33 protein-coding genes are annotated in these 24,693 nt (G+C 44.7%); all 33 read right to left on the minus strand.

The window, feature by feature from the left end:
• Positions 1-2: 2 nt before the first annotated feature.
• The 33 genes from map to rpoC all read right to left on the minus strand — a co-directional run bounded on the left by map (position 3) and on the right by rpoC (position 24,598).
• On the minus strand, positions 3-761 hold the full coding sequence (gene map / locus AC0VYE_RS31220; RefSeq protein WP_339205286.1) for a type I methionyl aminopeptidase: 759 nt from the start codon (positions 759-761) through the stop codon (positions 3-5).
• Positions 761-1,411: an adenylate kinase gene (locus AC0VYE_RS31225; protein WP_076271420.1), complete on the minus strand. Its 651-nt coding sequence runs from the start codon at positions 1,409-1,411 to the stop codon at positions 761-763. The genes map and AC0VYE_RS31225 overlap by 1 nt, the downstream gene beginning before the upstream one ends.
• 91 nt (positions 1,412-1,502) lie before the next feature.
• A complete protein-coding gene (gene secY, locus AC0VYE_RS31230; protein WP_076271421.1) occupies positions 1,503-2,804 on the minus strand; it encodes a preprotein translocase subunit SecY in 1,302 nt (433 codons plus the stop codon).
• Positions 2,805-3,245, minus strand: coding sequence for a 50S ribosomal protein L15 (rplO, locus tag AC0VYE_RS31235; RefSeq protein ID WP_053373914.1), 441 nt, complete (start codon positions 3,243-3,245; stop codon positions 2,805-2,807).
• Positions 3,246-3,284: 39 nt separating this feature from the next.
• Positions 3,285-3,470, minus strand: a complete 186-nt coding sequence (rpmD, locus tag AC0VYE_RS31240) for a 50S ribosomal protein L30 (RefSeq protein ID WP_076271422.1) — start codon at positions 3,468-3,470, stop codon at positions 3,285-3,287.
• Between the two features lie 13 nt (positions 3,471-3,483).
• Positions 3,484-3,981, minus strand: coding sequence for a 30S ribosomal protein S5 (rpsE, locus tag AC0VYE_RS31245; protein WP_054025314.1), 498 nt, complete (start codon positions 3,979-3,981; stop codon positions 3,484-3,486).
• Positions 3,982-4,011: 30 nt separating this feature from the next.
• Complete coding sequence (rplR, locus tag AC0VYE_RS31250) at positions 4,012-4,380, minus strand: 50S ribosomal protein L18 (protein WP_054025315.1); 369 nt, start codon at positions 4,378-4,380, stop codon at positions 4,012-4,014.
• A gap of 60 nt (positions 4,381-4,440) precedes the next feature.
• Complete coding sequence (rplF, locus tag AC0VYE_RS31255; RefSeq protein ID WP_076271423.1) at positions 4,441-4,983, minus strand: 50S ribosomal protein L6; 543 nt, start codon at positions 4,981-4,983, stop codon at positions 4,441-4,443.
• A 31-nt stretch (positions 4,984-5,014) separates the two neighbouring features.
• Complete coding sequence (gene rpsH, locus AC0VYE_RS31260; RefSeq protein ID WP_053373909.1) at positions 5,015-5,413, minus strand: 30S ribosomal protein S8; 399 nt, start codon at positions 5,411-5,413, stop codon at positions 5,015-5,017.
• A gap of 30 nt (positions 5,414-5,443) precedes the next feature.
• Positions 5,444-5,629 (minus strand): type Z 30S ribosomal protein S14, encoded by a 186-nt coding sequence (locus AC0VYE_RS31265; protein WP_054025317.1) that lies wholly within the window; start codon positions 5,627-5,629, stop codon positions 5,444-5,446.
• Between the two features lie 26 nt (positions 5,630-5,655).
• On the minus strand, positions 5,656-6,198 hold the full coding sequence (rplE, locus tag AC0VYE_RS31270; protein WP_053373908.1) for a 50S ribosomal protein L5: 543 nt from the start codon (positions 6,196-6,198) through the stop codon (positions 5,656-5,658).
• 31 nt (positions 6,199-6,229) lie between these two features.
• The gene (gene rplX / locus AC0VYE_RS31275; protein WP_076271424.1) at positions 6,230-6,583 is read right to left on the minus strand and encodes a 50S ribosomal protein L24; all 354 of its coding nucleotides are present in this window, start codon (positions 6,581-6,583) and stop codon (positions 6,230-6,232) included.
• Positions 6,584-6,629: 46 nt separating this feature from the next.
• On the minus strand, positions 6,630-6,998 hold the full coding sequence (rplN, locus tag AC0VYE_RS31280) for a 50S ribosomal protein L14 (RefSeq protein ID WP_076271425.1): 369 nt from the start codon (positions 6,996-6,998) through the stop codon (positions 6,630-6,632).
• 47 nt (positions 6,999-7,045) lie between these two features.
• The gene (gene rpsQ / locus AC0VYE_RS31285; RefSeq protein WP_076271426.1) at positions 7,046-7,309 is read right to left on the minus strand and encodes a 30S ribosomal protein S17; all 264 of its coding nucleotides are present in this window, start codon (positions 7,307-7,309) and stop codon (positions 7,046-7,048) included.
• A gap of 50 nt (positions 7,310-7,359) precedes the next feature.
• Complete coding sequence (rpmC, locus tag AC0VYE_RS31290) at positions 7,360-7,560, minus strand: 50S ribosomal protein L29 (protein ID WP_053373905.1); 201 nt, start codon at positions 7,558-7,560, stop codon at positions 7,360-7,362.
• Positions 7,550-7,984, minus strand: coding sequence for a 50S ribosomal protein L16 (rplP, locus tag AC0VYE_RS31295; protein ID WP_028609647.1), 435 nt, complete (start codon positions 7,982-7,984; stop codon positions 7,550-7,552). Before rplP ends, rpmC begins: the two co-directional genes overlap by 11 nt.
• Positions 7,985-7,986: 2 nt before the next feature.
• The gene (rpsC, locus tag AC0VYE_RS31300) at positions 7,987-8,649 is read right to left on the minus strand and encodes a 30S ribosomal protein S3 (protein ID WP_054025321.1); all 663 of its coding nucleotides are present in this window, start codon (positions 8,647-8,649) and stop codon (positions 7,987-7,989) included.
• Positions 8,650-8,662: 13 nt separating this feature from the next.
• The gene (rplV, locus tag AC0VYE_RS31305; RefSeq protein ID WP_076271427.1) at positions 8,663-8,998 is read right to left on the minus strand and encodes a 50S ribosomal protein L22; all 336 of its coding nucleotides are present in this window, start codon (positions 8,996-8,998) and stop codon (positions 8,663-8,665) included.
• Positions 8,999-9,041: 43 nt separating this feature from the next.
• A complete protein-coding gene (gene rpsS, locus AC0VYE_RS31310; RefSeq protein WP_053373902.1) occupies positions 9,042-9,323 on the minus strand; it encodes a 30S ribosomal protein S19 in 282 nt (93 codons plus the stop codon).
• Positions 9,324-9,390: 67 nt separating this feature from the next.
• A complete protein-coding gene (gene rplB, locus AC0VYE_RS31315; RefSeq protein ID WP_076271428.1) occupies positions 9,391-10,221 on the minus strand; it encodes a 50S ribosomal protein L2 in 831 nt (276 codons plus the stop codon).
• Positions 10,222-10,238: 17 nt separating this feature from the next.
• Positions 10,239-10,532, minus strand: coding sequence for a 50S ribosomal protein L23 (rplW, locus tag AC0VYE_RS31320; RefSeq protein ID WP_054025324.1), 294 nt, complete (start codon positions 10,530-10,532; stop codon positions 10,239-10,241).
• Positions 10,532-11,155 carry a 50S ribosomal protein L4 gene (rplD, locus tag AC0VYE_RS31325; RefSeq protein WP_053373899.1) on the minus strand — a complete coding sequence of 208 codons (624 nt, stop codon included), beginning with the start codon at positions 11,153-11,155 and terminating at the stop codon, positions 10,532-10,534. The genes rplW and rplD overlap by 1 nt, the downstream gene beginning before the upstream one ends.
• Positions 11,156-11,183: 28 nt before the next feature.
• Positions 11,184-11,807 carry a 50S ribosomal protein L3 gene (rplC, locus tag AC0VYE_RS31330; RefSeq protein ID WP_076271429.1) on the minus strand — a complete coding sequence of 208 codons (624 nt, stop codon included), beginning with the start codon at positions 11,805-11,807 and terminating at the stop codon, positions 11,184-11,186.
• 41 nt (positions 11,808-11,848) lie between these two features.
• Positions 11,849-12,157, minus strand: a complete 309-nt coding sequence (gene rpsJ / locus AC0VYE_RS31335; RefSeq protein ID WP_017692074.1) for a 30S ribosomal protein S10 — start codon at positions 12,155-12,157, stop codon at positions 11,849-11,851.
• Positions 12,158-12,708: 551 nt separating this feature from the next.
• Positions 12,709-13,503, minus strand: coding sequence for an ABC transporter ATP-binding protein (locus AC0VYE_RS31340; RefSeq protein ID WP_076271430.1), 795 nt, complete (start codon positions 13,501-13,503; stop codon positions 12,709-12,711).
• Positions 13,503-14,417 carry an ABC transporter permease gene (locus AC0VYE_RS31345; protein WP_076271431.1) on the minus strand — a complete coding sequence of 305 codons (915 nt, stop codon included), beginning with the start codon at positions 14,415-14,417 and terminating at the stop codon, positions 13,503-13,505. The genes AC0VYE_RS31340 and AC0VYE_RS31345 overlap by 1 nt, the downstream gene beginning before the upstream one ends.
• Before the next feature lie 98 nt (positions 14,418-14,515).
• Complete coding sequence (locus tag AC0VYE_RS31350) at positions 14,516-15,559, minus strand: ABC transporter substrate-binding protein (RefSeq protein WP_475444683.1); 1,044 nt, start codon at positions 15,557-15,559, stop codon at positions 14,516-14,518.
• A gap of 306 nt (positions 15,560-15,865) precedes the next feature.
• Positions 15,866-17,056, minus strand: a complete 1,191-nt coding sequence (gene tuf / locus AC0VYE_RS31355) for an elongation factor Tu (RefSeq protein WP_076271433.1) — start codon at positions 17,054-17,056, stop codon at positions 15,866-15,868.
• Between the two features lie 115 nt (positions 17,057-17,171).
• A complete protein-coding gene (gene fusA, locus AC0VYE_RS31360; RefSeq protein WP_076271434.1) occupies positions 17,172-19,247 on the minus strand; it encodes an elongation factor G in 2,076 nt (691 codons plus the stop codon).
• Positions 19,248-19,276: 29 nt separating this feature from the next.
• Complete coding sequence (gene rpsG, locus AC0VYE_RS31365; protein WP_028609662.1) at positions 19,277-19,747, minus strand: 30S ribosomal protein S7; 471 nt, start codon at positions 19,745-19,747, stop codon at positions 19,277-19,279.
• 66 nt (positions 19,748-19,813) lie between these two features.
• Complete coding sequence (gene rpsL, locus AC0VYE_RS31370) at positions 19,814-20,236, minus strand: 30S ribosomal protein S12 (RefSeq protein WP_054025332.1); 423 nt, start codon at positions 20,234-20,236, stop codon at positions 19,814-19,816.
• A gap of 258 nt (positions 20,237-20,494) precedes the next feature.
• Complete coding sequence (locus AC0VYE_RS31375; RefSeq protein ID WP_441885613.1) at positions 20,495-20,725, minus strand: ribosomal L7Ae/L30e/S12e/Gadd45 family protein; 231 nt, start codon at positions 20,723-20,725, stop codon at positions 20,495-20,497.
• A gap of 246 nt (positions 20,726-20,971) precedes the next feature.
• Positions 20,972-24,598 carry a DNA-directed RNA polymerase subunit beta' gene (gene rpoC / locus AC0VYE_RS31380; RefSeq protein WP_076271436.1) on the minus strand — a complete coding sequence of 1,209 codons (3,627 nt, stop codon included), beginning with the start codon at positions 24,596-24,598 and terminating at the stop codon, positions 20,972-20,974.
• Positions 24,599-24,693: the final 95 nt, after the last annotated feature.

Here is a 24,693-nt window from a genome sequence, read left to right on the forward strand (position 1 = left end):
TACTATGGTTGCTGCGGCAAAATGGTCAATATTTCAAAGCCGTCCTCTGTAACAGCTACTGTATGCTCGAAATGAGCACACCATGAGCCGTCTTCCGTTACAACCGTCCAATTGTCTTCGAGCGTCCGGACATATCGTTCACCGATATTAACCATTGGTTCGATTGCAAGCACCATTCCGGTCTTCAGACGAGGTCCGCGATCTGGTATGCCGTAGTTCGGTATTTGTGGTTCCTCATGGAGGTCCGCGCCGATTCCGTGCCCTACGTATTCCCGTACTACGGAGAATCCTGCATCTTCAATTACCTTTTGAATAGCATGCGAAATTGTATATAGCCTAATATCCGGTTTGACGAGCGCAAGCCCCGCATAAAGCGATGCTTCCGTCACATCGAGCAACTTCTGAACTTCAGGGGTTACAGCTCCTACCGCATAGGTCCAAGCTGAATCACCGTGATAGCCTTCAAATTGCGCACCGATATCGATACTAATTATATCGCCTTCGTTCAACTTGCGTGACCCAGGGAAGCCGTGCACCAGCTCATCATTCACAGAAGCACAAATGCTGGAAGGGAAACCATTGTAACCTTTGAAGGAAGGAATCGCATTTTGACTCTTAATGTACGTTTCAGCGATTTGGTCAAGCTCACGAGTAGTGATGCCTGGTTTCACAGCCTGCGCCATCAATCGATGCGTTTCCGCAACAATGCGTCCTGCTTCCCTCATATAACGCAGCTCCGATTCGGATTTGCATATAATCATTACAATGAACCTCGCAAGCAGGAAACGATGTCTGATGTTACAACATCAATGTCCTTCTCGCCGTCGACTTCGCGAAGGAGACCTTTAGCACTGTAGTAATCGAGTAGAGGTGCGGTTTTGGATGTATACTCATCCAAACGAGTTCCGACCTTTTCCTCTGTATCATCAGAACGCTGATACAATTCTCCGCCATCTTTGTCGCAGATACCTTCGACCTTAGGTGGATTAAAGATTACATGATAAGTCGTACCAGTCGTTTTCGATATGCGTCTGCCCGTCAAACGAGCAAGCAGCAAGCTGCGATCAACTTTTAAATTTACAACATGGTCAATACTGCGTCCGAGCTCCGCAAGCATAACATCTAGCGCTTCTGCTTGTTGCAGTGTGCGAGGAAACCCGTCGAGCAAGAATCCATTTTTGCAATCGGCTTGTTCAAGTCTTTCCTTTACAATGCCGTTCGTGATCTCATCGGGAACGAGCAAGCCTTGATCGACATACTCTTTCGCTTTGATTCCGAGTGCGGTTCCTTGTTTCATAGCGAGGCGGAATGCATCACCAGTGGAAATGTGGGGAATACCGAACTCTTCTACGATCCGTTCAGCTTGTGTACCTTTACCGGCACCCGGAGGGCCCATGAATAAAATGTTCATTGCTGAGTTCCTCGCTTTAAGCACAATAGGCTCGGGCGGGCTGCCGCAGAGCGCCTGTTGACGAACGCGGAAGCCCGGTCAGAACCTATTGTTATTTATTGATAAACCCTTTGTAATGGCGTTTGATCAACTGGCTCTCGATTTGCTTCATCGTATCAAGTGCAACACCGATAACGATTAGTAATGAAGTACCACCTAGCTGCACTGACTTAGGTAATCCAGCAAGTGTCCCGAAGAATACCGGAATGATTGAGATAACCGCCAAGAAAATTGCACCTGTCAACGTAATACGCGACATAACGCGTGTTAGGTAAGACGAAGTTGGCTTTCCTGGACGAATACCTGGAATATATCCGCCATTTTTCTTCATTTGATCGGCCATTTGAACCGGATTAATCTGAACGAAAGTGTAGAAGAAGGTAAACCCGATGATTAACAATACGTACAATACCATACCAAGTGGCTGGTCATAGCTCATATTCTTAATAATCCAGTCTGCCCAACCCTGAGTGGACCAAAACTGAGCAATCGTAACCGGGAACATGATGAGTGAAACCGCGAAAATGACCGGAATAACGCCTGCGCCGTTCACTTTCATCGGAATGTGCGTCGATTGTCCGCCGTACATTTTCCGTCCAACAACACGTTTTGCGTATTGAACAGGAATTTTACGAATACCTTGCTGTACGAATATAACACCGACGATGATTGCGATAATCGCAATCAGAATCAGTACCATTTTGATAATGTTCAGGAACAGTTGGTCTTGAGCACCTACGAACTGATCTTCGACGATCGTACGAATGTGTCCAGGAATACCAGCTGCGATTGCTGCAAAGATAAGAATGGAAATACCATTTCCGATTCCTTTTTCCGTAATTTGCTCACCCAGCCACATCAAGAAAGCAGTACCTGCTGTCAAGATAATAGCGATAAGCAAGTAATCAACGAATGTTGCGCCAACGATCATTTCATAACCGTATTGACGGTTAAAGCCGATCGCCGTTGCGAAACCTTGGATCATACCAAGAACAATCGTACCATAACGAGTGATTTGTGCGAGCTTACGTTTACCGTTCTCGCCTTCCTTTGCCCACTCTGCAAATTTCGGGATAACATCCATAGACAACAACTGTACGATAATCGACGCTGTAATGTATGGGGTAATTCCGATTGCAAAGATAGAGAATTGGAACAAAGCACCGCCGGAAAACGTGTTAAGCAAGCCGAACAGTTCCGAACCGGCTGTATTAACTTGCTTAAACACATCTTTGTTTACATCAGGTACCGGAATAAAAGCACCGATGCGGTATATTAATAGGATGAAAAGGGTGAAGAGGATCCTTGTACGAAGATCCGCCACTTTCCAAATATTGGACACGGTCTTGAACAATTAGATCACCTCGGTTTTACCGCCGGCAGCCTGGATTTTCTCTACCGCAGATTGAGAGAACTTGTTTGCTTTAACAGTAAGTGTAACGCTAACTTCACCATTACCCAAAATTTTGATTCCTGCGAGCGGGTTCTTAACGATCCCAGTCTCGATGAGAACTTCTGGAGTGACTTCAGTACCTGCTGCAAAAGCATTTAGCTCTTCAATGTTGACAATTGCGTACTCTTTGCGGAACGGGTTGTTAAATCCGCGTTTCGGCACTCGACGATACAAAGGATTTTGTCCGCCCTCGAAACCAGGACGAACGCCGCCGCCGGAACGAGCGTTTTGACCTTTGTGACCTTTACCGGCGGTTTTACCGTTACCGGAACCGATACCGCGACCTTTGCGCTTTGGCGCTTGGGTTGAACCCGGTGCTGGTGCTAGCTCATGCAATTTCATCGTTCGTGCACCTCCTTATTTATTTCTTAGAACAGCTATCTATTCTTGTACTTCTTCAACTTTTACCAAGTGACTAACAGTGTTAACCATGCCGCGGACAGCTGGGCTATCGTTCAAAACAACTGCTTGACGAATCTTCTTAAGACCGAAAGACTCAACCGTTGCACGTTGTTTCTCGTTGCGACCGATTAAACTGCGAACGAGGGTGATTTGCAATTTTGCCATCTTATTTCCCTCCTTAGCGTAACAGCTCTTCGACTGTTTTTCCACGAAGCTTAGCAACTTCTTCCACGCGTTTAAGACGGGAAAGACCTTCAAGCGTTGCATTAACCATATTCATGGAGTTCGAAGAACCTAGCGATTTCGTCAAGATGTCGCCGACACCAGCAAGTTCAAGAACTGCACGAACTGGGCCGCCAGCGATAACGCCAGTACCTTCTGAAGCTGGCTTCAAAAGAACTTCACCTGCACCGAAATGTCCGAGTACAAGATGGGGAATAGTCGTGCCAACGATTGGTACGTGGATCAGGTTTTTCTTAGCATCTTCAATACCTTTGCGGATTGCATCAGGTACTTCGCCTGCTTTACCGATCCCTGCGCCAACGTAGCCTTTACCGTCGCCGACTACTACTAGTGCACTAAAGCTGAAACGGCGTCCGCCTTTTACAACTTTAGATACGCGATTGATATTAACAACTTTTTCAGTCAGTTCTAACGTATTTGGATCTACACGCAAGTCGTTTAACCTCCTTATAAATAAAGTCGATTAGAATTCTAGGCCAGCTTCACGAGCTGCTGTAGCAAGTGCCTGAATTCTGCCGTGATACAAGTAACCGCCGCGATCAAATACTACTTGGGTTACACCCTTAGCTTGAGCGCGTTTCGCAATCAATTCTCCGACTTTGCTAGCTGCATCGATGTTACCACCGTTGCCAATTGCTTCAGTCAATTCTTTATCCTGTGTGGATGCAGAAACGATTGTTACTCCTGAAACATCGTCGATTAATTGAGCATACATATGCTTGGAGGAACGGAATACAGATAGACGCGGACGTGCAGCTGTACCGTTAATTTTTTTACGAACACGAAGGTGTCTTTTCAGACGAGCCTTGTTTTTGTCGCCTTTCGTAATCATACAAAGTTCACTCCTTTCTTTCAGCCTTAAGACGCTATCTTAAGCAAACGAACCGTTTGCTTATTTTTTCTTACCAGCTTTACCTTCTTTGCGGATGATGCGTTCGCCTTCATACTTGATACCTTTACCTTTATACGGTTCTGGTTCACGTACGGAACGAATTTTCGCTGCAGTTGCGCCAACTAGTTCTTTATCGATACCACGAACAGTAATCTTAGTGTTCGCAGGAACGTCAAACTCGATGCCGCTATCTGGAGTGATCTCAACTGGGTGAGAGTAACCAACGTTAAGTGTGATTTTGTCTCCAGTTTTGCTTGCACGGTAACCTACGCCAACTAGCTCCAAGTTCTTGGAGAAGCCTTCAGTAACGCCGCTCACCATGTTAGCGATGATGCTGCGAGTTGTTCCGTGCAACGAGCGATGCAATTTATTATCGGAAGGACGTTCTACTAGGATTTCAGTTTCAGTTACATTCACAACCATATCTTTGTGAATTTCACGAGAAAGTGAGCCTTTCGGTCCTTTTACAGTAATAACTGTGTTGTCCAAGCTGATTGTTACGCCGTTAGGCACTTGGATTGGTTTGCGACCAATACGGGACATTGTTACACCTCCTATCTTTGTGACTTGTTACTTACCAAACGTAGCAAACTACTTCGCCGCCAGATTTAACTTGGCGAGCTTCTTTATCAGTCATAATCCCTTTGGAAGTGGAAATAATTGCAATTCCAAGTCCACCGAGTACACGAGGGATTTCAGTTGATTGTGTATAAACGCGAAGGCCTGGTTTTGAAATACGTTTCAAGCCAGTAATAACGCGTTCTTGGTTAGGGCCGTATTTCAAGAAAATACGGATAATCCCTTGTTTGTTGTCTTCGATATATTCAGCGTCGCGGATAAAACCCTCGCGCTTCAAAATCTCAGCGATTTGCTTCTTCATTTTCGAAGCGGGCATTTCCACGGTCTCGTGACGAACGACATTCGCGTTACGAATACGCGTCAACATATCTGCAACCGGATCAGACATAACCATTGTGTTAACCTCCTTCCCAAACTAGGCTGATTACCAGCTTGCTTTTTTAACGCCAGGAATCTGGCCCTTATGTGCTAACTCACGGAAACAAATCCGGCAAACTTTAAACTTTTGCAAAACAGAATGCGGACGGCCGCAACGCTCACAGCGCGTATACGCGCGCACTTTAAATTTCGGTGTGCGTTGTTGCTTCACTTTCATCGAAGTTTTTGCCACTGGGTATTACACCTCCTAAAAGTGGATTACTTCGTAAACGGCATGCCCATTTGGGTCAGCAGTTCACGAGATTCTTCGTCCGTTTTTGCCGTCGTGACGATGACGATGTCCATACCGCGCACTTTATCGACTTTGTCGTACTCGATCTCTGGGAATATCAATTGCTCTTTCAAACCAAGCGTATAGTTACCGCGGCCATCAAAAGCTTTGTTTGATACACCGCGGAAGTCACGTACACGCGGAAGAGAAATGTTGAACAGTTTATCAAGGAAATGGTACATACGCTCACCGCGCAAAGTAACTTTAACCCCGATTGGCATGTTCTCACGAAGTTTAAAGCCTGCAATAGACTTCTTCGCACGAGTAACGACTGGTTTTTGACCGGAAATGATACGTAGTTCTTCAACAGCTACATCAAGGATTTTCGAATTGGAAACCGCTTCGCCTACCCCCATGTTGATAACTACCTTCTCAATTTTCGGCACTTGCATAACAGACGTATAGTTGAACTTCTGCATAAGAGCAGGAGTTATTTCGTTTAAGAAACGACCTTTCAATCTTGCTGCCATTGATCATGGACCTCCTTTCCTACCGTAACGATTAGTCGATTACTTCTCCGGAACGTTTCGCGATCCGAACTTTCTTGCCGTTGTCTAGCACTTTGTATCCGATACGTGTTACTTTACCGCTCTTCGGATCGATATGCATAACGTTTGATACGTGAATTGGTGCTTCTTGTTCGATAATACCGCCCTGTGGGTTAGCTTGTGATGGACGAGTATGTTTCTTAACAGTATTTACACCTTCTACAAGAACGCGATTTTCACGCGGGTATGCAGCGATAACGCGGCCCTTCTTACCTTTATCTTTACCGGTAATTACGATAACCGTATCGTCTTTTTTCACGTGCAATTTGTTGTTATGGGATTCGAGTACTTTTTTCAGCCTTGGCATGAGTTACACCTCCTGCACGCTTGTGCTTTCAAGCTTATATAGGTTGTTAGATTACTTCTGGAGCAAGCGATACGATTTTCATGAAATCTCTATCGCGAAGTTCACGGGCAACTGGTCCAAAGATACGTGTGCCACGTGGGCTTTTGTCTTCTTTAACGATAACAGCTGCGTTTTCGTCAAATGCGATGTACGAACCGTCTTTACGACGAACCGAACGTTTTGTACGAACGATAACCGCTTTAACAACGTCACCCTTTTTGACAACGCCGCCTGGTGTTGCTTGTTTTACTGAGCAAACGATCAAATCGCCGATGTGTCCAACGCGACGTCCCGTTCCACCAAGTACACGGATACACATCAATTGTTTTGCGCCAGAGTTGTCAGCAACCGCTAAGCGCGAAAATGGTTGAATCATTTCAACGTCCTCCTTTCGGAAAAATGCTCAGATACTGCATACGCTCATTAGATAATAACAGCAACTTCAACAACTTCCACAAGTCTGAAGCGCTTATCTTTCGATAGCGGACGAGTCTCCATGATTTTCACGATGTCGCCAATCTTCGCTTGGTTATTTTCATCGTGCGCTTTAAATTTTTTCGTAACTTTAATGCGTTTATGGTACAATTCGTGTTTTTTATATGTTTCAATAGCAACTACGATTGTTTTATCCATCTTGTCGCTTACCACTTTGCCAATTAACACTTTGCGGGCATTGCGTTCGCTCATGTTCTTCCTCCTTCCTTCAGCCATGATTATGCATTCATGTAAGGGATTTACTAGCTGCTAATTCCGAGTTCTCTTTCACGCAAAATCGTTTTAGCACGAGCGATTCCTTTACGCACATCACGGATCCGAGTCGGGTTATCCAATTGGCCAGTAGCCAGTTGGAAACGAAGATTGAAAAGCTCTTCTTTAAAACCAGCGACCTGTTGTTCAAGCTCAGCAGAGGTTAGGTTTCTAAATTCACTAGCTTTCATTTGCTTCACCACCCACTTCTTCACGCTTCACGAATTTAGTCTTGATTGGCAATTTATGAGCCGCAAGACGCATCGCTTCACGAGCGGTTTCTTCGGATACACCAGCAAGTTCAAACAGGATTTTACCTGGTTTAACTACGGCTACCCATTTCTCAACGTTACCTTTACCACTACCCATACGCACTTCAAGAGGCTTTTGAGTAATTGGTTTTGCAGGGAAAATCTTGATCCAAACTTTACCGCCACGTTTAATGTAGCGAGTCATAGCGATACGAGCCGCTTCAATCTGACGGTTTGTGATCCATGATGGTTCTAGAGCTTGTAGACCGAATTCACCGAATGCTACTGTAGTGCCGCCTTTAGCGCGACCCTTCATATGACCGCGTTGTTGTTTGCGGTGTTTGACACGTTTAGGTACCAACATGATTAGTTGCCTCCTTCCTGGGGAGCTTTCTTCTTAATCGGAAGGACTTCGCCGCGATAGATCCATACTTTTACGCCGATACGGCCGTATGTTGTAGCCGCTTCAGCCGTGCCATAATCGATATCTGCACGTAGTGTATGAAGTGGTACTGTTCCTTCGCTGTAGCCTTCCGAACGTGCGATTTCCGCGCCACCGAGACGACCGCTAACTGCGGTTTTGATCCCTTTAGCACCTGAACGCATGGAGCGTTGAATTGCTTGCTTCAATGCGCGACGGAAAGATACACGACGCTCAAGTTGTTGTGCAATGCTTTCAGCTACAAGAATAGCGTCAAGATCTGCATGTTTGATTTCAGAAATGTTGATGTGAACTTTTTTGCCTTTAGAAATTTTACCAAGCTCAGTACGTAGGTTTTCTACCTCTGAACCGCCTTTACCAATAACCATACCTGGTTTTGCGGTTTGAATCGTAACGTTCACGCGGTTAGCTGCACGTTCGATCTCGATGTGAGAAACTGCTGCGTCTTTCAGCTTGTTTTTCAAATATTCACGGATTTTAACGTCTTCCATAAGAAGATCGCCGAAATCTTTGCCAGCGAACCATTTGGACTCCCAATCACGGATAACACCGACCCGGAAGCCTATTGGATTTACCTTTTGACCCACACGTATTCCCTCCTTATTTTTCAGATACCACCAAGGTAATGTGGCTGGTTCTTTTATTGATCCGGCTTGCGCGACCCATCGCACGTGGACGGAAACGTTTCATCGTTGGCCCTTGGTTAACAAAGGCTTGCGAGATAACCAATTTGTTCACGTCAAGCTGGTAGTTATGCTCAGCGTTAGCAATCGCAGAGTTCAACAGCTTCTCCAAAATTGGGGATGCAGACTTAGGCGTGTGACGCAAAATCGCAATTGCTTCGCCAACTTGTTTACCGCGAATCAAATCCGCAACAAGCTGTGCTTTACGAGGTGCAATACGAATATATTTAGCGTGCGCTTTAGCTTCTGGCATGTAGGAACCTCCTCTCGTTCAGTTAGAGATGTTTAAGGGCAAATTAACGTCTGCCCGTTTTTTTGTCTTCACCGGCATGGCCTTTATACGTACGAGTTGGTGCAAATTCACCAAGCTTGTGTCCAACCATATCTTCCGTTACATATACAGGCACGTGCTTGCGTCCGTCATATACCGCAAACGTGTGACCTATGAATTGTGGGAAAATGGTCGAGCGGCGGGACCAGGTTTTGATAACGACCTTTTTCTCAGCTTCGTTCAATACCTCGACTTTTTTAAGCAGGTATCCGTCAATAAACGGACCTTTCTTTAAACTGCGACCCATTTGTGTTCCTCCCTTCAAATAAGCGGTAGCGATACTTACGTATCACGCGGTTTTTATCAAGCAGCTATTATTTCGTGCGACGACGAATAATGTATTGGCTTGATGCTTTTTTCTTCTTACGTGTTTTGTAACCAAGAGTTGGTTTACCCCATGGTGACAACGGAGATTTACGTCCGATTGGAGCACGGCCTTCACCACCACCGTGTGGGTGATCGTTAGGGTTCATGACAACACCACGTACAGTAGGGCGATTGCCCAACCAACGGTTACGGCCGGCTTTACCGATTTTCACGAGTTCGTGATCTTCGTTACCAACAGAACCAATTGTTGCACGGCAAGTGTTCAAGATACGACGAACTTCACCTGAAGACAAACGAACGGATACATAGTTTTCTTCTTTACCAAGAAGTTGAGCACTAGTACCAGCTGCACGAACAAGTTGTCCGCCTTTGCCTGGTTTCAATTCGATGTTGTGGATAACTGTACCGACAGGGATATTAACAAGCGGCATTGCATTGCCGGGTTTAATATCAGAGCCTACTCCAGATACCACTTGATCTCCAACTTTCAAGCCTTTAGGAGCGATGATATATGCTTTTGCACCATCAACATAATGGATCAAAGCGATGTTGGAAGAACGGTTTGGATCATACTCGATCGTAGCTACGTTACCAACGATACCGTCTTTAGTACGTTTGAAGTCGATGATACGGTATTTACGTTTGTGTCCGCCGCCATGGTGACGAACCGTAATTTTACCTTGGTTGTTGCGTCCAGCTTTTTTGAAAAGTGGAGCAAGCAACGATTTCTCCGGTGTACTTGTCGTGATCTCTTCGAAAGTCGAGACCGACATGTTACGACGTGCAGGAGAGGTCGGTTTGTACTTTTTAATAGGCACTTTGATTTCCTCCTTTTCTAAACAGACGTTTCAAAGAATTCAAGTTCTTTGCTATCAGCGCTCAATTGAACGATGGCTTTTTTCCAATCCGGTCTGTATCCGCTATGTTTACCATAACGTTTCGGTTTACCCGCAACACGCATTGTGTTAACGCCGGTTACTTTTACTTTAAAGATTGATTCAATCGCAAGTTTGATTTCAGTTTTGTTTGAACGAAGATCAACTTCGAAAACATACTTTTTATCAACCATGTAATCGCTCGTACGTTCCGTGATAACCGGGCGCTTGATAATATCGCGTGGATTTTTCATTACGCAAGCACCTCCTGTACTTTCTCTACTGCTTCTTTAGTGATGATAAGGTTGTCATGCACCAAAACATCCAGAACATTGATGCCGTCAGCTGCAACGAACTTCACACCTGGGATGTTACGAGCAGACAATGCTACGTTATCTTCATAATTAGCCGTTACTACAAGAGCTTTGCGGCCAACTTTAAGGTTGCTTAGAATTGCTGCGAATTCTTTCGTCTTAGGAGCTGCAAATGTCAGTTGATCCAAAACGATAATCTCGTTTGCAATCACTTTCGAAGACAATGCTGATTTAATCGCTAGACGACGAACTTTCTTAGGAAGTTTGAAGCCATAAGAGCGTGGAGTCGGTCCGAAAACCACACCGCCGCCAACCCATTGCGGGGAGCGAATACTACCTTGACGAGCACGGCCAGTACCTTTTTGTTTCCAAGGTTTACGACCGCCACCACGTACTTCGGAGCGTCCTTTAGTTTTGTGATTGCCGAAGCGTTCAGATGCTTGTTGATTAACAACAGCACTGTGCAAAACGTGAACATTTGGTTGAATTCCGAAAACCGTTTCAGCCAGTTCAAGTTCGCCCACTTGCGCGCCACTCACGTTATATACTGTTACTTTTGGCATTTCCTGTTCCTCCTTTCTTTAAGATCAATTATTTCTTAACAGTTTGCTTAACTTTTACGAATCCGTTTTTCGGGCCCGGAATCGAACCTTTTATTAGAAGAACGTTACGTTCTACATCTACACGGATAACTTCAAGTTTTTGAATCGTAATTGTTTCGTGACCCATATGTCCTGGAAGGCGTTTGCCTTTCGGTACACGGTTCGCTTGGATAGAACCCATCGAACCTGGTCCACGGTGGTAACGGGAACCGTGAGACATAGGACCCGTGCTTTGTCCCCAACGTTTGATAACGCCGGCAAAGCCTTTACCTTTTGAAATACCTGTTACGTCAACGAATTCGCCTTCTGTGAATAGGTCAGCTTTAACTTCTTGGCCAACTTCATAATCACCTAGATTAATTCCGCGAATTTCACGAACGTAGCGCTTAGGTGTTGTGTTAGCTTTTTTAGCGTGACCAGCTTCTGGCTTGTTCGATCTGCTCTCCTTCTTATCGGAGAAACCGAATTGAACTGCTTCGTAGCCATCGTTTTCTTGGTCTTTCTTTTGAAGTACTACGCAAGGTCCAGCTTCGATAACCGTTACAGGAACGACATTACCTTCAGCAGTAAACACTTGAGTCATACCAAGTTTTTTTCCTAAGATACCTTTCATGTTGACACCTCATTTCCTTTCTATAATCGCATATGCTGATATTACAGTTTGATTTCGATATCTACACCGGATGGTAAATCCAGGCGCATCAACGCATCAACCGTTTGCGGCGTTGGGTTTACAATGTCGATCAAACGCTTATGAGTGCGTTGTTCGAATTGCTCCCTAGAATCCTTGTACTTGTGTACCGCACGGAGAATGGTGATGATTTGCTTTTCCGTTGGCAACGGAATCGGCCCGGATACGCCTGCACCGGAACGTTTTGCAGTTTCAACGATTTTCTCTGCGGATTGATCAAGAATCCTGTGATCGTATGCTTTCAAGCGGATACGAATCTTTTGCTTTGCCATATAAGTCCCTCCTTCTTTCGCCCAATTTATTATCGGACATACTCCGTGAGAAAACCCTGCACATGCCCCATGGCAAAGGGGCCGGGTGTGTCGGCAACCTCTCACATCATCGCAACGTCAGACCAACAGTCAATATTATACCGAATCTAATAGGCAAATGCAACATAAAGTTTCTTCTTTCTTTTTACCGTCATACAACTGCAGAAAGATTAACAATAATGTCTTGTAAGCCATCCCTACATTCGCCCATTATGTCCCTTATTACAAGTATTTAGAACACTATCATTATAATAACGGACTTAATGGGCGCTATATGATTATATACATCATCCGGATGAAAATACACCACCAAATAACGCCAACCTTCACATTTACATAAAAAACACGCAGCGACCACATGTCGCTGCGTGCTTTCCTTCTATAATAACAGAGTTGAAGTGAAGTATCCGCAGGCTCTGATTCTACTTGTTTAGAAGGTGCAGGCAGCTATGACTTTTCTAACAGAGCTGCACACTCTCCATCCAACACTTCATATTCAGAGTTATAACGTGCTAACCAAGTACGATACGATCATCCGCAAGTTTCTTTCCGCTTATCAACTCAAACTCGCCTAGCAGTTGTTGTACGGTAAGATCCTTTTTGCGTTCTTCTGGTACATCAAGTATAATCCGGCCTTTGTCCATCATAATAAGTCGATTGCCTAGACGTATGGCCTGCTCCATATTATGAGTAACCATAAGCGTAGTCAAATTCATCTCGCGAACTAGGTTTTCCGTTAAAGTCGTAATGAGCTCCGCTCTTGAAGGATCAAGCGCTGCCGTATGTTCATCAAGCAATAAGATTTGCGGTCTTGTAAAGGTAGCCATCAATAGGCTTAACGCTTGGCGTTCTCCACCTGACAATAAACCCACCTTTGCCCCAAGTCGATTTTCGAGACCTATACCGAGGCGCTGCAGCTCTTTCTTAAAAATGGCACGTTTTGCGCGTGTTACGCCAAAGGAAAAACCACGTGACTTTCCACGAGCATACGCTATCGCCAAATTTTCTTCAATGGACATGCGTGGCGCTGTTCCTGCCATCGGATCCTGAAATACTCGGCCAATCCAGCGGCTGCGCTCATATTCCGATAGATGACTTATATTGTTGCCGTCAATTCGCACTTCGCCCGCGTCCGGCTTCATCACGCCGGATATAATGTTCATTAATGTAGATTTGCCTGCTCCGTTACTACCGATAACCGTAATAAAATCGCCTGGCTTCATAATAAGATTGGCACCAACGAGCGCTGTCTTCTCATCAACGGTACCAGGATTAAACAGCTTGGACACTTTAGCGATCTCCAACATTAGCGTCCACCTCCAGGCTGAATATTATCCAAGGATGCCAGCATTTCTGCCGTTCGTCTTTTAGCTACATTCTTTTGCTTCAATGTTCTTCTTATCGTAGGTATGATCAATGCAAAAATGATGATTACTGCTGTAATAAGCTTCATATCAGAAGCATCCAACCATTCAACACGCAGTGCAAACGCATAAATAATTCGATAAATAATCGAACCAAGTATAACAGCCAACGTTGCTCTAAAGATTGTACGGGATCCGAATATCGCTTCACCAATAATAACGGATGCAAGACCAATAACGATCATACCAATACCCATGCTATTATCCGCATATTTATTGTAATGTGCGACTAATGCACCTGAGGTCGCAACTAGTGAATTCGACAAAGCCACGCCAAAAATCGTCGTAACATCTGTATTTGCGCCAAAGCTGCGAATCATGCGAGAGTTATCCCCAGTTGCACGAAGACTCAATCCGAGATCCGTACGGAAAAATAGATCGAGAACCAACTTAACCACAACGACAAAAATGATCATAACAACTAATGTGGATACATTACTAAATAGATTTTCCTGTCCCCTTAAGGAAACGTTTGGTTTTCCCAAAATTCTTAAATTGATTGAATACAGTGCTATCATCATAATAATGCCTGACAATAGTCCGTTTATTTTACCCTTTGTATGCAGTAAGCCAGTACATGTACCCGCTATAGCCCCACCTGCAAATGCACATAATACCGCAATCCATGGCGCTGTTCCATTTACCGTCATAACCGTACCGATAGCTGCGCCTGTCGTAAAGCTGCCATCTACCGTCAAATCCGGAAAATCAAGAATTCGAAACGTTATATATACTCCAAGTGCCATAAGCGCATACAATAATCCACTCTCTAAAGCTCCCTGCATTGATACGAGCATATGACATACCTCCTTTTTCATAACAAGGGGGTGAACGAGTAGCCCGGTCACCCCTTTTGAACTTATGAGCCTGTTATTTTTAGCAAATGAATTTTAATTTACTCGATAATGTTGTTTGCTTGATCTTTAACGAATGCTTTCATCTCGTCAGTAACGGTAATGCCTTGCTCAGCTGCTGCTTTCAAGTTGAAAATGAAGTCAAGCTTCTGTGGCACTGTAACATCCATGTCTGCTGGTTTTTTACCATTTTTCAAAATCTCAACTGCCATTTGGCCAACTTCATAACCATGATCGTAATATTTGAAGCCTACTGCTGCAAAAGCACCTTTTTCTACCGTATCACGGTCAGCAGAAAAGAATGGAATATCATTTTTATTAGCCACTTCAATAATAGCATCAACGCCGCTTACAACCATATTATCCAAAGTGATGTAGATTGCTTCTACACGACCAACTAGTGATTCTGCCGCTTGTTTCACATCTGAAGAGTTCGCTACTGAAGCTTTAACGAGCTTAATGCCATGTTCAGCTAGTGCCTTTTCAGCAATGTCACCCATTACAACCGCATTAGGTTCTCCTTCATTAATAACAAGGCCCACATTTTTTACATTAGGAAATTGAGCAGCGATAAAATCCATCGTTTGTTTAATTGCATCTGGATTCGTATCAGAAGCGCCAGTAACATTTCCTCCTGGAGCTTTCAATTGTGTAACGATTCCTGCATCAATCGGATCTGTAACTGCAGCGAATAATACAGGGATATCCTTGACTTCATCAACCAAGCTTTGTGCAGTCGGAGTTGCAATTCCTAATGCAAGGTCACTTTTACTTGATTTAATCTTTTGTGCAATTGTAGCAATATTCGCTTGCTCACCTTGTGCATTATTGAAGTCGATTTTAAGATTTTTGCCTTCTTCAAATCCACCATCCTTTAGTGCTGCAATAAAGCCTTCGCGCGTTGCATCCAATGATGGGTGCTCAACAATTTGTGAGATCGCGATCGTATACTGTTTCTCACTGTTGCCTGAACCCGATTTATTTCCATCGTTCTCTGTGCCTGCTTTACCTGAGTTTGCACCACATGCTGCTGTTACTACCATAACTGAAGCTAATACTAAACTAAGTAAAAATTTTCTGTTCATTCTTCAAACCCCTCTCATCATATCAATTCTCTTGTAATGAAGCCGTTTGCAAAAAAAAATGTACAGCAAAGCATTATCGCTTTCTATCATTAAAGCCTATGTCTGTGCGTAATGACTACAATTAATGAGTGAAGGACAAGCTCTACCTACTATTCCTTAATATTAAATGGGCTTAAGGCATACAGTCAATGAATAGTTATTTGTAAAATTAAGTAAGAAGCCCTATTGACCGTTTTACATAGAAAAATAAAAAGCCCTCACCGAAGTGAGGGCTTTTGTCATTCATAGCGGCTAAGCCGCAATGAATTATTTTTGGATAGAAGCTACAGCGCCAGCGCCTACAGTACGGCCGCCTTCACGAATAGAGAAACGAGTTCCCTCTTCAACAGCGATTGGAGCGATAAGCTCAACCGTTACAGTGATGTTGTCGCCAGGCATAACCATTTCAGTACCTTCTGGCAAGTTGATGATACCCGTTACGTCAGTTGTACGGAAGTAGAACTGTGGACGGTAACCAGTGAAGAAAGGCTTGTGACGGCCACCCTCTTCTTTAGTTAGAACGTAGATTTGAGCAGTGAAGTTAGTGTGTGGTTTAACCGAACCCGGTTTAGCCAAAACTTGACCACGCTCGATGTTGCTGCGGTCTACACCACGAAGCAAAGCACCTACGTTGTCACCAGCTTGAGCGGAGTCAAGCAATTTACGGAACATTTCAACGCCTGTTACTACGGACTTACGGGATTCTTCAGCAAGACCGATAATTTCGATCTCGTCGCCAACTTTGATAACGCCACGCTCAACACGACCTGTAGCAACAGTACCACGGCCAGTGATTGTGAATACGTCCTCGACAGGCATAAGGAAAGGCTTAGCAGTATCGCGCTCAGGAGTAGGGATATAAGTATCCACTTGCTCGAAAAGCTCGATGATTTTTTCAGCCCAAGGACCATCTGGGTTAGCAAGTGCTTCACGAGCTGCACCACGGATGATTGGAGTGTCGTCGCCTGGGAACTCATACTCAGAAAGAAGGTCACGAACTTCCATTTCAACTAGCTCAAGAAGCTCTTCGTCTTCAACCATGTCGCATTTGTTCAAGAATACAACGATGTAAGGTACGCCTACTTGTTTCGAAAGCAAGATGTGCTCACGAGTTTGTGGCATAGGACCGTCAGTAGCGGAAACTACAAGAATAGCTCCGTCCATTTGAGCAGCACCAGTGATCATGTTTTTTACATAGTCGGCGTGACCTGGGCAGTCAACGTGTGCGTAGTGACGAGCAGGCGTCTCATACTCAACGTGAGCTGTCGAGATCGTGATACCACGCTCGCGCTCTTCTGGAGCTTTATCGATTTGGTCGAATGCGATTGCTGCACCGCCGTATTTTTTGGAAAGTACAGTTGTGATAGCTGCAGTCAAAGTCGTTTTACCGTGATCGACGTGACCGATAGTACCGATATTAACGTGCGGTTTGTTACGTTCAAATTTTGCCTTAGCCATTGAACTTGAGCCTCCTCAATTTAACATCATATTTTTTATGTGTGGCCGACATTTGGCTCGCAAGCAAACCAAAATGACGGCAAAAGCAATTTGTTGAGCGCTAATCCAAAAACGATTACTCGCCTTTGTTTTTAGCAATAATTTCATCAGCGATTGATTTAGGAACTTCTTCATAGTGAGAAAGCTCCATGGAGAATACGCCGCGTCCTTGTGTACCGGAACGTAGTGTAGTGGAATAACCAAACATCTCGGAGAGAGGTACCTTGGAGCGGATAATTTGTGCACCTGCACGAGTATCCATACCTTCGATACGACCACGACGGGAGTTAAGCATACCCATAACATCGCCCATGTACTCTTCTGGAACAGTAACTTCAACTTTCATGATTGGCTCAAGAAGAACTGGCTTACATTTTTCTTTGGCAGCTTTAAGCGCCATCGAACCTGCAATTTTAAACGCCATCTCCGAGGAGTCAACATCATGGTAAGATCCGTCAACAACAACAGCTTTAACATCAACGAGCGGGAAGCCGGCTACAACACCGTTCTTCATTGACTCTTCGATACCAGCTTGGATTGGAGCGATAAATTCACGAGGAATTGATCCACCAACTGTTTTGTTTTCGAATATGAAGCCTGTACCAGGCTCAAGTGGTGAAAACTCAACCCAACAATGACCGAATTGACCTTTACCACCGGACTGACGAACGAACTTACCTTCAACCTTCGCAGCTTGACGGAACGTTTCACGGTAAGCAACTTGTGGTTTACCAACGTTTGTCTCAACTTTGAATTCGCGGAACATACGGTCAACAAGGATCTCAAGGTGAAGCTCACCCATACCAGAGATAATTGTTTGGTTTGTTTCTTCATCCGTATGTGCACGGAAAGTAGGATCTTCTTCAGCAAGCTTGGAAATAGCGATACCTAGTTTGTCTTGGTCAGCTTTCGTTTTTGGTTCGATAGCAACCGAGATAACCGGCTCAGGGAAGTTCATCGATTCAAGAACGATGATGTGCTTCTCATCACAAAGTGTATCACCAGTAGTAGTATCTTTCAAACCTACAGCTGCAGCGATATCGCCGGAATAAACTTCCGTGATCTCTTGACGGCTGTTTGCGTGCATTTGAAGAATACGTCCAATACGTTCACGTTTGCCTTTAGTTGAGTTAAGGACATACGAACCGGATTTTAGTACACCAGAATACACACGGAAGAAAGTAAGTCTACCAACATAAGGGTCAGTCATGATTTTGAATGCCAAAGCCGCGAAAGGCTCTGTGTCTGAAGATGGACGTTCTCCTTCTTCACCGTCTTCAAGAGTACCTTTGATAGCTGGTACATCAAGAGGTGAAGGTAGGTAATCCACAACAGCATCCAACATCGGTTGAACACCTTTGTTACGGTATGAGGAGCCAGCTACAACTGGGAAGATTTTAACTTCGCAAACACCTTTACGGAGTGCTGCTTTAATTTCTGGAATAGTGATTTCTTCACCTTCCAAATATTTCATCGTTAATTCTTCATCCAATTCTGCTACTTTCTCAATCAATTCCGTACGTAGTGCATCTACTTGCTCTACATACTCAGCTGGAACTTCAACTTTTTCAGGGTCTTTACCAGTATCGTCTTTGTAGATATAAGCTACACGTTCAACGATATCGATAATACCTTTAAAGTCGCTTTCCGCGCCGATTGGAATTTGAATTGCTACGGCATTGGCACCAAGACGCTCACGCATGTCTTTGATTACGTTTAGGTAATCTGCACCAATGATATCCATCTTGTTTACGTAGGCAATCCGAGGTACGTTGTAACGGTCAGCCTGACGCCATACGGTTTCAGACTGTGGCTCAACGCCTTCTTTTGCACTGAAAACCCCAACGGCCCCGTCCAATACGCGTAGGGAACGTTCAACTTCAACAGTGAAGTCAACGTGTCCCGGGGTGTCGATAATATTAATGCGGTGTCCATGCCATTGAGCAGTTGTCGCGGCAGACGTAATTGTAATACCGCGCTCTTGTTCTTGTTCCATCCAGTCCATCGTAGCTGCACCTTCGTGCACCTCTCCGATTTTGTGAGTACGGCCCGTGAAGAACAAGATCCGTTCAGTAGTTGTGGTTTTACCGGCATCAATATGCGCCATAATCCCGATGTTACGCGTATTTTTCAAGGAGAACTCTCTTGACATAAAATTGTCTCCTCTCGAATGTAAAAATTCTACCAGCGGTAGTGAGCAAACGCTTTGTTCGCTTCAGCCATTTTGTGAGTATCTTCGCGCTTTTTAACAGCTGCGCCAGTGTTATTGGAAGCATCTGTGATTTCAGCAGCTAAACGCTCTTCCATCGTTTTCTCACCGCGGTTACGTGAGTAGTTCACGAGCCAACGGAGACCAAGTGCCGTACGGCGCTCTGGTTTAACTTCGATCGGCACTTGATAGTTTGCACCGCCGACACGGCGTGCTTTAACCTCAAGTACAGGCATAATATTTTTCAAAGCAGCTTCGAACACTTCCATCGGATCTTTACCCGTGCGTTCTTGAATCAGTTTGAAAGCATCATACAATAGTGTTTGTGCAACGCCTCTTTTACCGTCAAGCATAATGCGGTTGATTAGGCGCGTTACCAGTTTGCTATTATATAGCGGATCTGGAAGCACATCGCGTTTCGTTACAGGACCTTTGCGTGGCATGAGAAAGTCCCCCTTTCTTCTAATAGTTGCTATTTCTAGCATTTCAATAACCTGTTAAGGTTATGATTATGATTTTTTAACTTTCGGACGTTTCGTACCGTATTTCGAACGAGCTTGCATACGGTTGTTTACACCTGCAGTATCAAGTGCACCGCGAACGATGTGATAACGTACTCCTGCTAAGTCTTTTACTTTACCACCACGGATCAAAACAACGCTGTGCTCTTGCAAGTTGTGTCCGATACCTGGAATGTAAGCCGTAACTTCTAAGCGGTTCGTTAAACGAACACGAGCATATTTACGAAGTGCGGAGTTCGGTTTCCTTGGAGTCATTGTACCTACACGAGTGCACACACCGCGTTTTTGAGGAGCGCTGATGTTTGTAGCTTCACGTTTCAATGCATTGAAACCTTTTTGCAATGCCGGCGATTTCGATTTAACGACTTTCGCTTGGCGTCCTTTACGGACTAGCTGGTTAATAGTTGGCATGTTGCCACCCCCTTCCCTATATTCATGTCTTTTGAAAATATAAGCATTTATAAAGAAGTTGTTTATAAATCAACTTATATTCTTTTTCGCGTAAGCGGGCTCTTCCCACCAAAAGTCGTCAATAGCCGTTTACGCATGTATGGTAGACATTTTACCTAAAATTAAGCCCACAGATCCAGGCGGATCATAAAAGAACAAACAAAAGTTCTCGCCAGCTAATCATCGCTAAATAATCAACTAACAAAAACGGCTATTGCGTTATTCTTCTTCGGTTACGAGCGCTGCCATCGCGGCCCCGACATCGATGCCGCAGGTTTCCCCAAGCTCTACCATCGTGTCGATCCATTTCATTGGAACTCCCGCCCGCTCACATAGATGAACAATCTTCTCTTTCATCTGCGGATCTGCATCTCGTGCGATATAGACTTTAATGGCTCTTTGTTGCTCGAGCATCTTCGTCGTTTGCTTCGCGCCGACTTTGAATTGCATGATAATCACCTTCAATTCTTCCATTCAGCGAACACACAATTAGGCACACTTCGATATAGTATCACCTACTATGTGCTTGTGTCAAGAACCTTCTAGGATAATCACTTGTAAACTTTTTGTAAATGAAGTTCATACTGTAAACATATAAAAGAGCGGTCATCTTCCGCTTCCAAGGAAACGGAAGATGTGACGCTCCTTCGATATTAGTTAGTATCCGGTTTTAAGAACATGATCTGTTCAAGCCGACTAGTCGACTGTTACAGCTTCTGTTTCTAGTTCGCCTTCAACTGCAGTAGTTGTTTCATCTTCAAGTCCAGCAAAACGAATGTTACGATAACGGGCCATTCCAGTACCTGCTGGAATCAACTTACCGATAATAACATTTTCCTTGAGTCCAAGCAACTGGTCAACTTTGCCTTTAATAGCTGCATCAGTCAATACACGAGTTGTTTCTTGGAAGGAAGCTGCTGACAAGAACGAATCTGTCTCAAGCGATGCCTTCGTAATACCGAGCAAAACTGGTTTTGCAACAGCTGGTTCGAGATCTGCGAAAATCGCAGTGCGGTTTTGAGCTTCATATTCATGAATATCAACGAACGCACCAGGAAGCAACGTTGTGCCGCCTGCATCTACGATACGAATTTTACGGAGCATTTGTTTAATCATGACCTCAACGTGCTTGTCATTGATTTCTACCCCTTGATTTCGGTAAACGCGCTGTACTTCTTGCAAAATGTAGTTTTGAACGCCACGGATACCTTTGATACGCAGCATATCTTTAGGGTCAATTGAACCGTCAGTCAGCTCATCACCGGCTTCGATTTGTTGACCTTGCGTTACGCGGATACGCGAACCATAGGTAACAGCATACACTTTCGATTCCGCTTCACCTTGAACCTCGATTTCACGACGGTCCTTCGCTTCACGGATTTCTTTAACCACACCGTCAAGCTCAGAAATAATCGCTTGACCTTTCGGATTACGCGCCTCAAACAACTCTTGGATACGCGGCAAACCTTGTGTGATATCGTCTCCCGCAACGCCGCCCGTATGGAACGTACGCATTGTGAGCTGTGTTCCTGGCTCACCGATGGATTGAGCTGCGATAATACCTACCGCTTCCCCAATCTCAACGTGTTTACCAGTTGCAAGGTTACGTCCGTAACAGATCTTACATACGCCATGACGAGCACGGCAGCTTAGTACGGAACGAATTTGCAGCTTTTCAACGCCAGCGTCGATAATTGCATCCGCTTTGTTCGAGTCAATCAACTCACTGCGGTTAACAATAATCTCGCCTGTTTTTGGATTACGAACCGTTTCAAACGCATAGCGGCCTTCAATACGGTCATAAAGATCTTCAATAACCTCTTTACCGTCTTGAATTTTGCTTACAGAGAAGCCTTTATCGGTACCGCAATCTTCTTCACGTACGATTACGTCTTGTGCAACGTCAACAAGTCGACGAGTCAAGTAACCGGAATCGGCAGTACGAAGGGCAGTATCGGCAAGACCTTTCCGCGCTCCGTGAGTAGAAATAAAGTACTCGAGTACTGTAAGACCCTCGCGGAAGTTCGATTTAATTGGCAACTCGATGATACGACCGGATGGATTGGCCATCAAACCACGCATACCGCCAAGCTGTGTAATTTGAGATTTGTTACCCCGTGCTTTGGAGTCCACCATGAGCATGATGTTGTTGTAACGATCCATCGATTTCATAAGAACTTCGGTGATCTCGTCTTTACATTTACCCCAAATTGTAATGATCCGGTCATAACGCTCTTCGTTTGTAATCAAACCACGACGGTATTGATTCATAACGGTAGCAACCTTCTCATCGGAGCGCTTCATGATTTCGTCTTTCTCTTTCGGAATGATAACGTCAGCTACGCCGATCGTAATACCAGCCTTAGTCGAGTAAGTGAAACCAAGCTGCTTAATGCGGTCAAGAAGCATCGCAGTAAGCGTAGTGTGGTATTGGCGGAAACATTCTGCAATAACTAATGCAAGATAGTCTTTACCTACCGCACCAGGCGTTTCGATTGCATCCAAGAATTTAGGAAGATCTGCGCCTTTTTCGTAAACGAAATATTTATCTGGTGTACCGTGCAATAGGTTCGTTTTTGTTGCTTCGTTGATGTAAGGGAAATCTTCAGGGAAAATTTCATTGAAGATAACTTTACCAACTGTCGTAACGAGAAGCGAATTTTGCTGTTGCTCGGTGAAATTAACTTTTTTCAACACACGAACTGGAATGAAAATCCGCGCATGCAAGGAAACAATACCACGTTGGTAAGCAGAGATTGCTTCATTAATGGTACCAAATACGGAACCACTGCCTTTAGCCTCTTTGTTATCCATCGTCAAGTAGAAGCTTCCTAGTACCATATCCTGTGAAGGAGTAACGACCGGTTTGCCGTCTTTCGGGTTAAGGATATTGCCTGATGCAAGCATTAGCAAACGTGCTTCCGCTTGTGCTTCAGCAGACAATGGAACGTGAACGGCCATTTGGTCACCGTCGAAGTCAGCGTTGTAAGCTGTACATACGAGTGGGTGAAGCTTAATTGCGCGACCTTCAACCAAGATAGGCTCAAATGCTTGAATACCTAATCTGTGAAGCGTCGGGGCACGGTTAAGCAATACTGGGTGCTCCTTGATTACTTCCTCAAGAACATCCCATACCTCAGGGCTTACGCGTTCAACCTTGCGCTTCGCACTCTTAATGTTATGCGCTAGGCCTTTATTAACAAGCTCTTTCATAACGAAAGGCTTGAACAATTCTAGTGCCATTTCCTTAGGAAGACCGCACTGGAACATTTTGAGGTTTGGACCTACTACGATAACCGAACGACCAGAGTAGTCAACCCGTTTACCGAGCAAGTTCTGACGGAAACGTCCTTGCTTACCTTTCAGCATATGGCTGAGGGATTTAAGCGGACGGTTACCCGGACCTGTAACAGGACGACCGCGACGACCGTTATCGATCAATGCGTCAACCGCTTCTTGCAGCATCCGTTTTTCATTTTGCACGATAATATCAGGAGCGCCCAGATCAAGCAAACGCTTCAGACGGTTGTTACGGTTAATAACACGACGATACAAATCATTGAGGTCAGAAGTCGCAAAACGACCGCCATCAAGCTGTACCATCGGACGAAGCTCAGGAGGGATGACAGGAAGCACGTCTAGAATCATCCATTCCGGTTCGTTGCCGGAATTGCGGAATGCTTCTACCACTTCAAGACGTTTGATCGCACGATTGCGTCGTTGTCCTTGAGCAGTACGCAGTTCTTCTTTCAATTGCTCCAATTCTTTGTCAACGTCGATATCTTGCAAAAGTTTTTTAACAGCTTCGGCACCCATACCAGCATGGAATCCATACCCGTATTTCTCACGGTAGCTGCGGTATTCTTTCTCCGATAGAAGTTGTTTCTTCTCAAGTGGGGTATCACCTGGATCCGTTACGACATAGGATGCAAAATAAATGATCTCCTCAAGCGAACGAGGCGACATATCAAGTGCAAGGCCCATACGGCTTGGAATCCCTTTGAAGTACCAAATATGAGAAACTGGAGCTGCTAGCTCGATGTGACCCATACGTTCGCGGCGAACTTTAGCGCGAGTTACTTCAACGCCACAGCGATCACAAACGACGCCTTTATAGCGTACACGTTTGTATTTACCGCAATGACATTCCCAGTCTTTTGTAGGTCCAAAAATTTTCTCGCAGAAGAGTCCTTCCTTCTCCGGTTTTAAGGTCCTATAGTTGATCGTCTCCGGTTTTTTAACTTCTCCGCGGGACCACGAGCGAATTTTATCCGGCGAAGCCAGACCTATCTTCATATACTCGAAGTTGTTCACGTCCAACAAGGAGCAACCCTCCTCCGTCATGTATGACAATGTCTATCTAATCAGCTAGATTCCGTCATAGGCGCGTGACCATTTGACGGAATCTAGCAACTAGT

The sequence above is a fragment of the Pristimantibacillus sp. Z349TD_6 genome, from assembly GCF_056173205.1.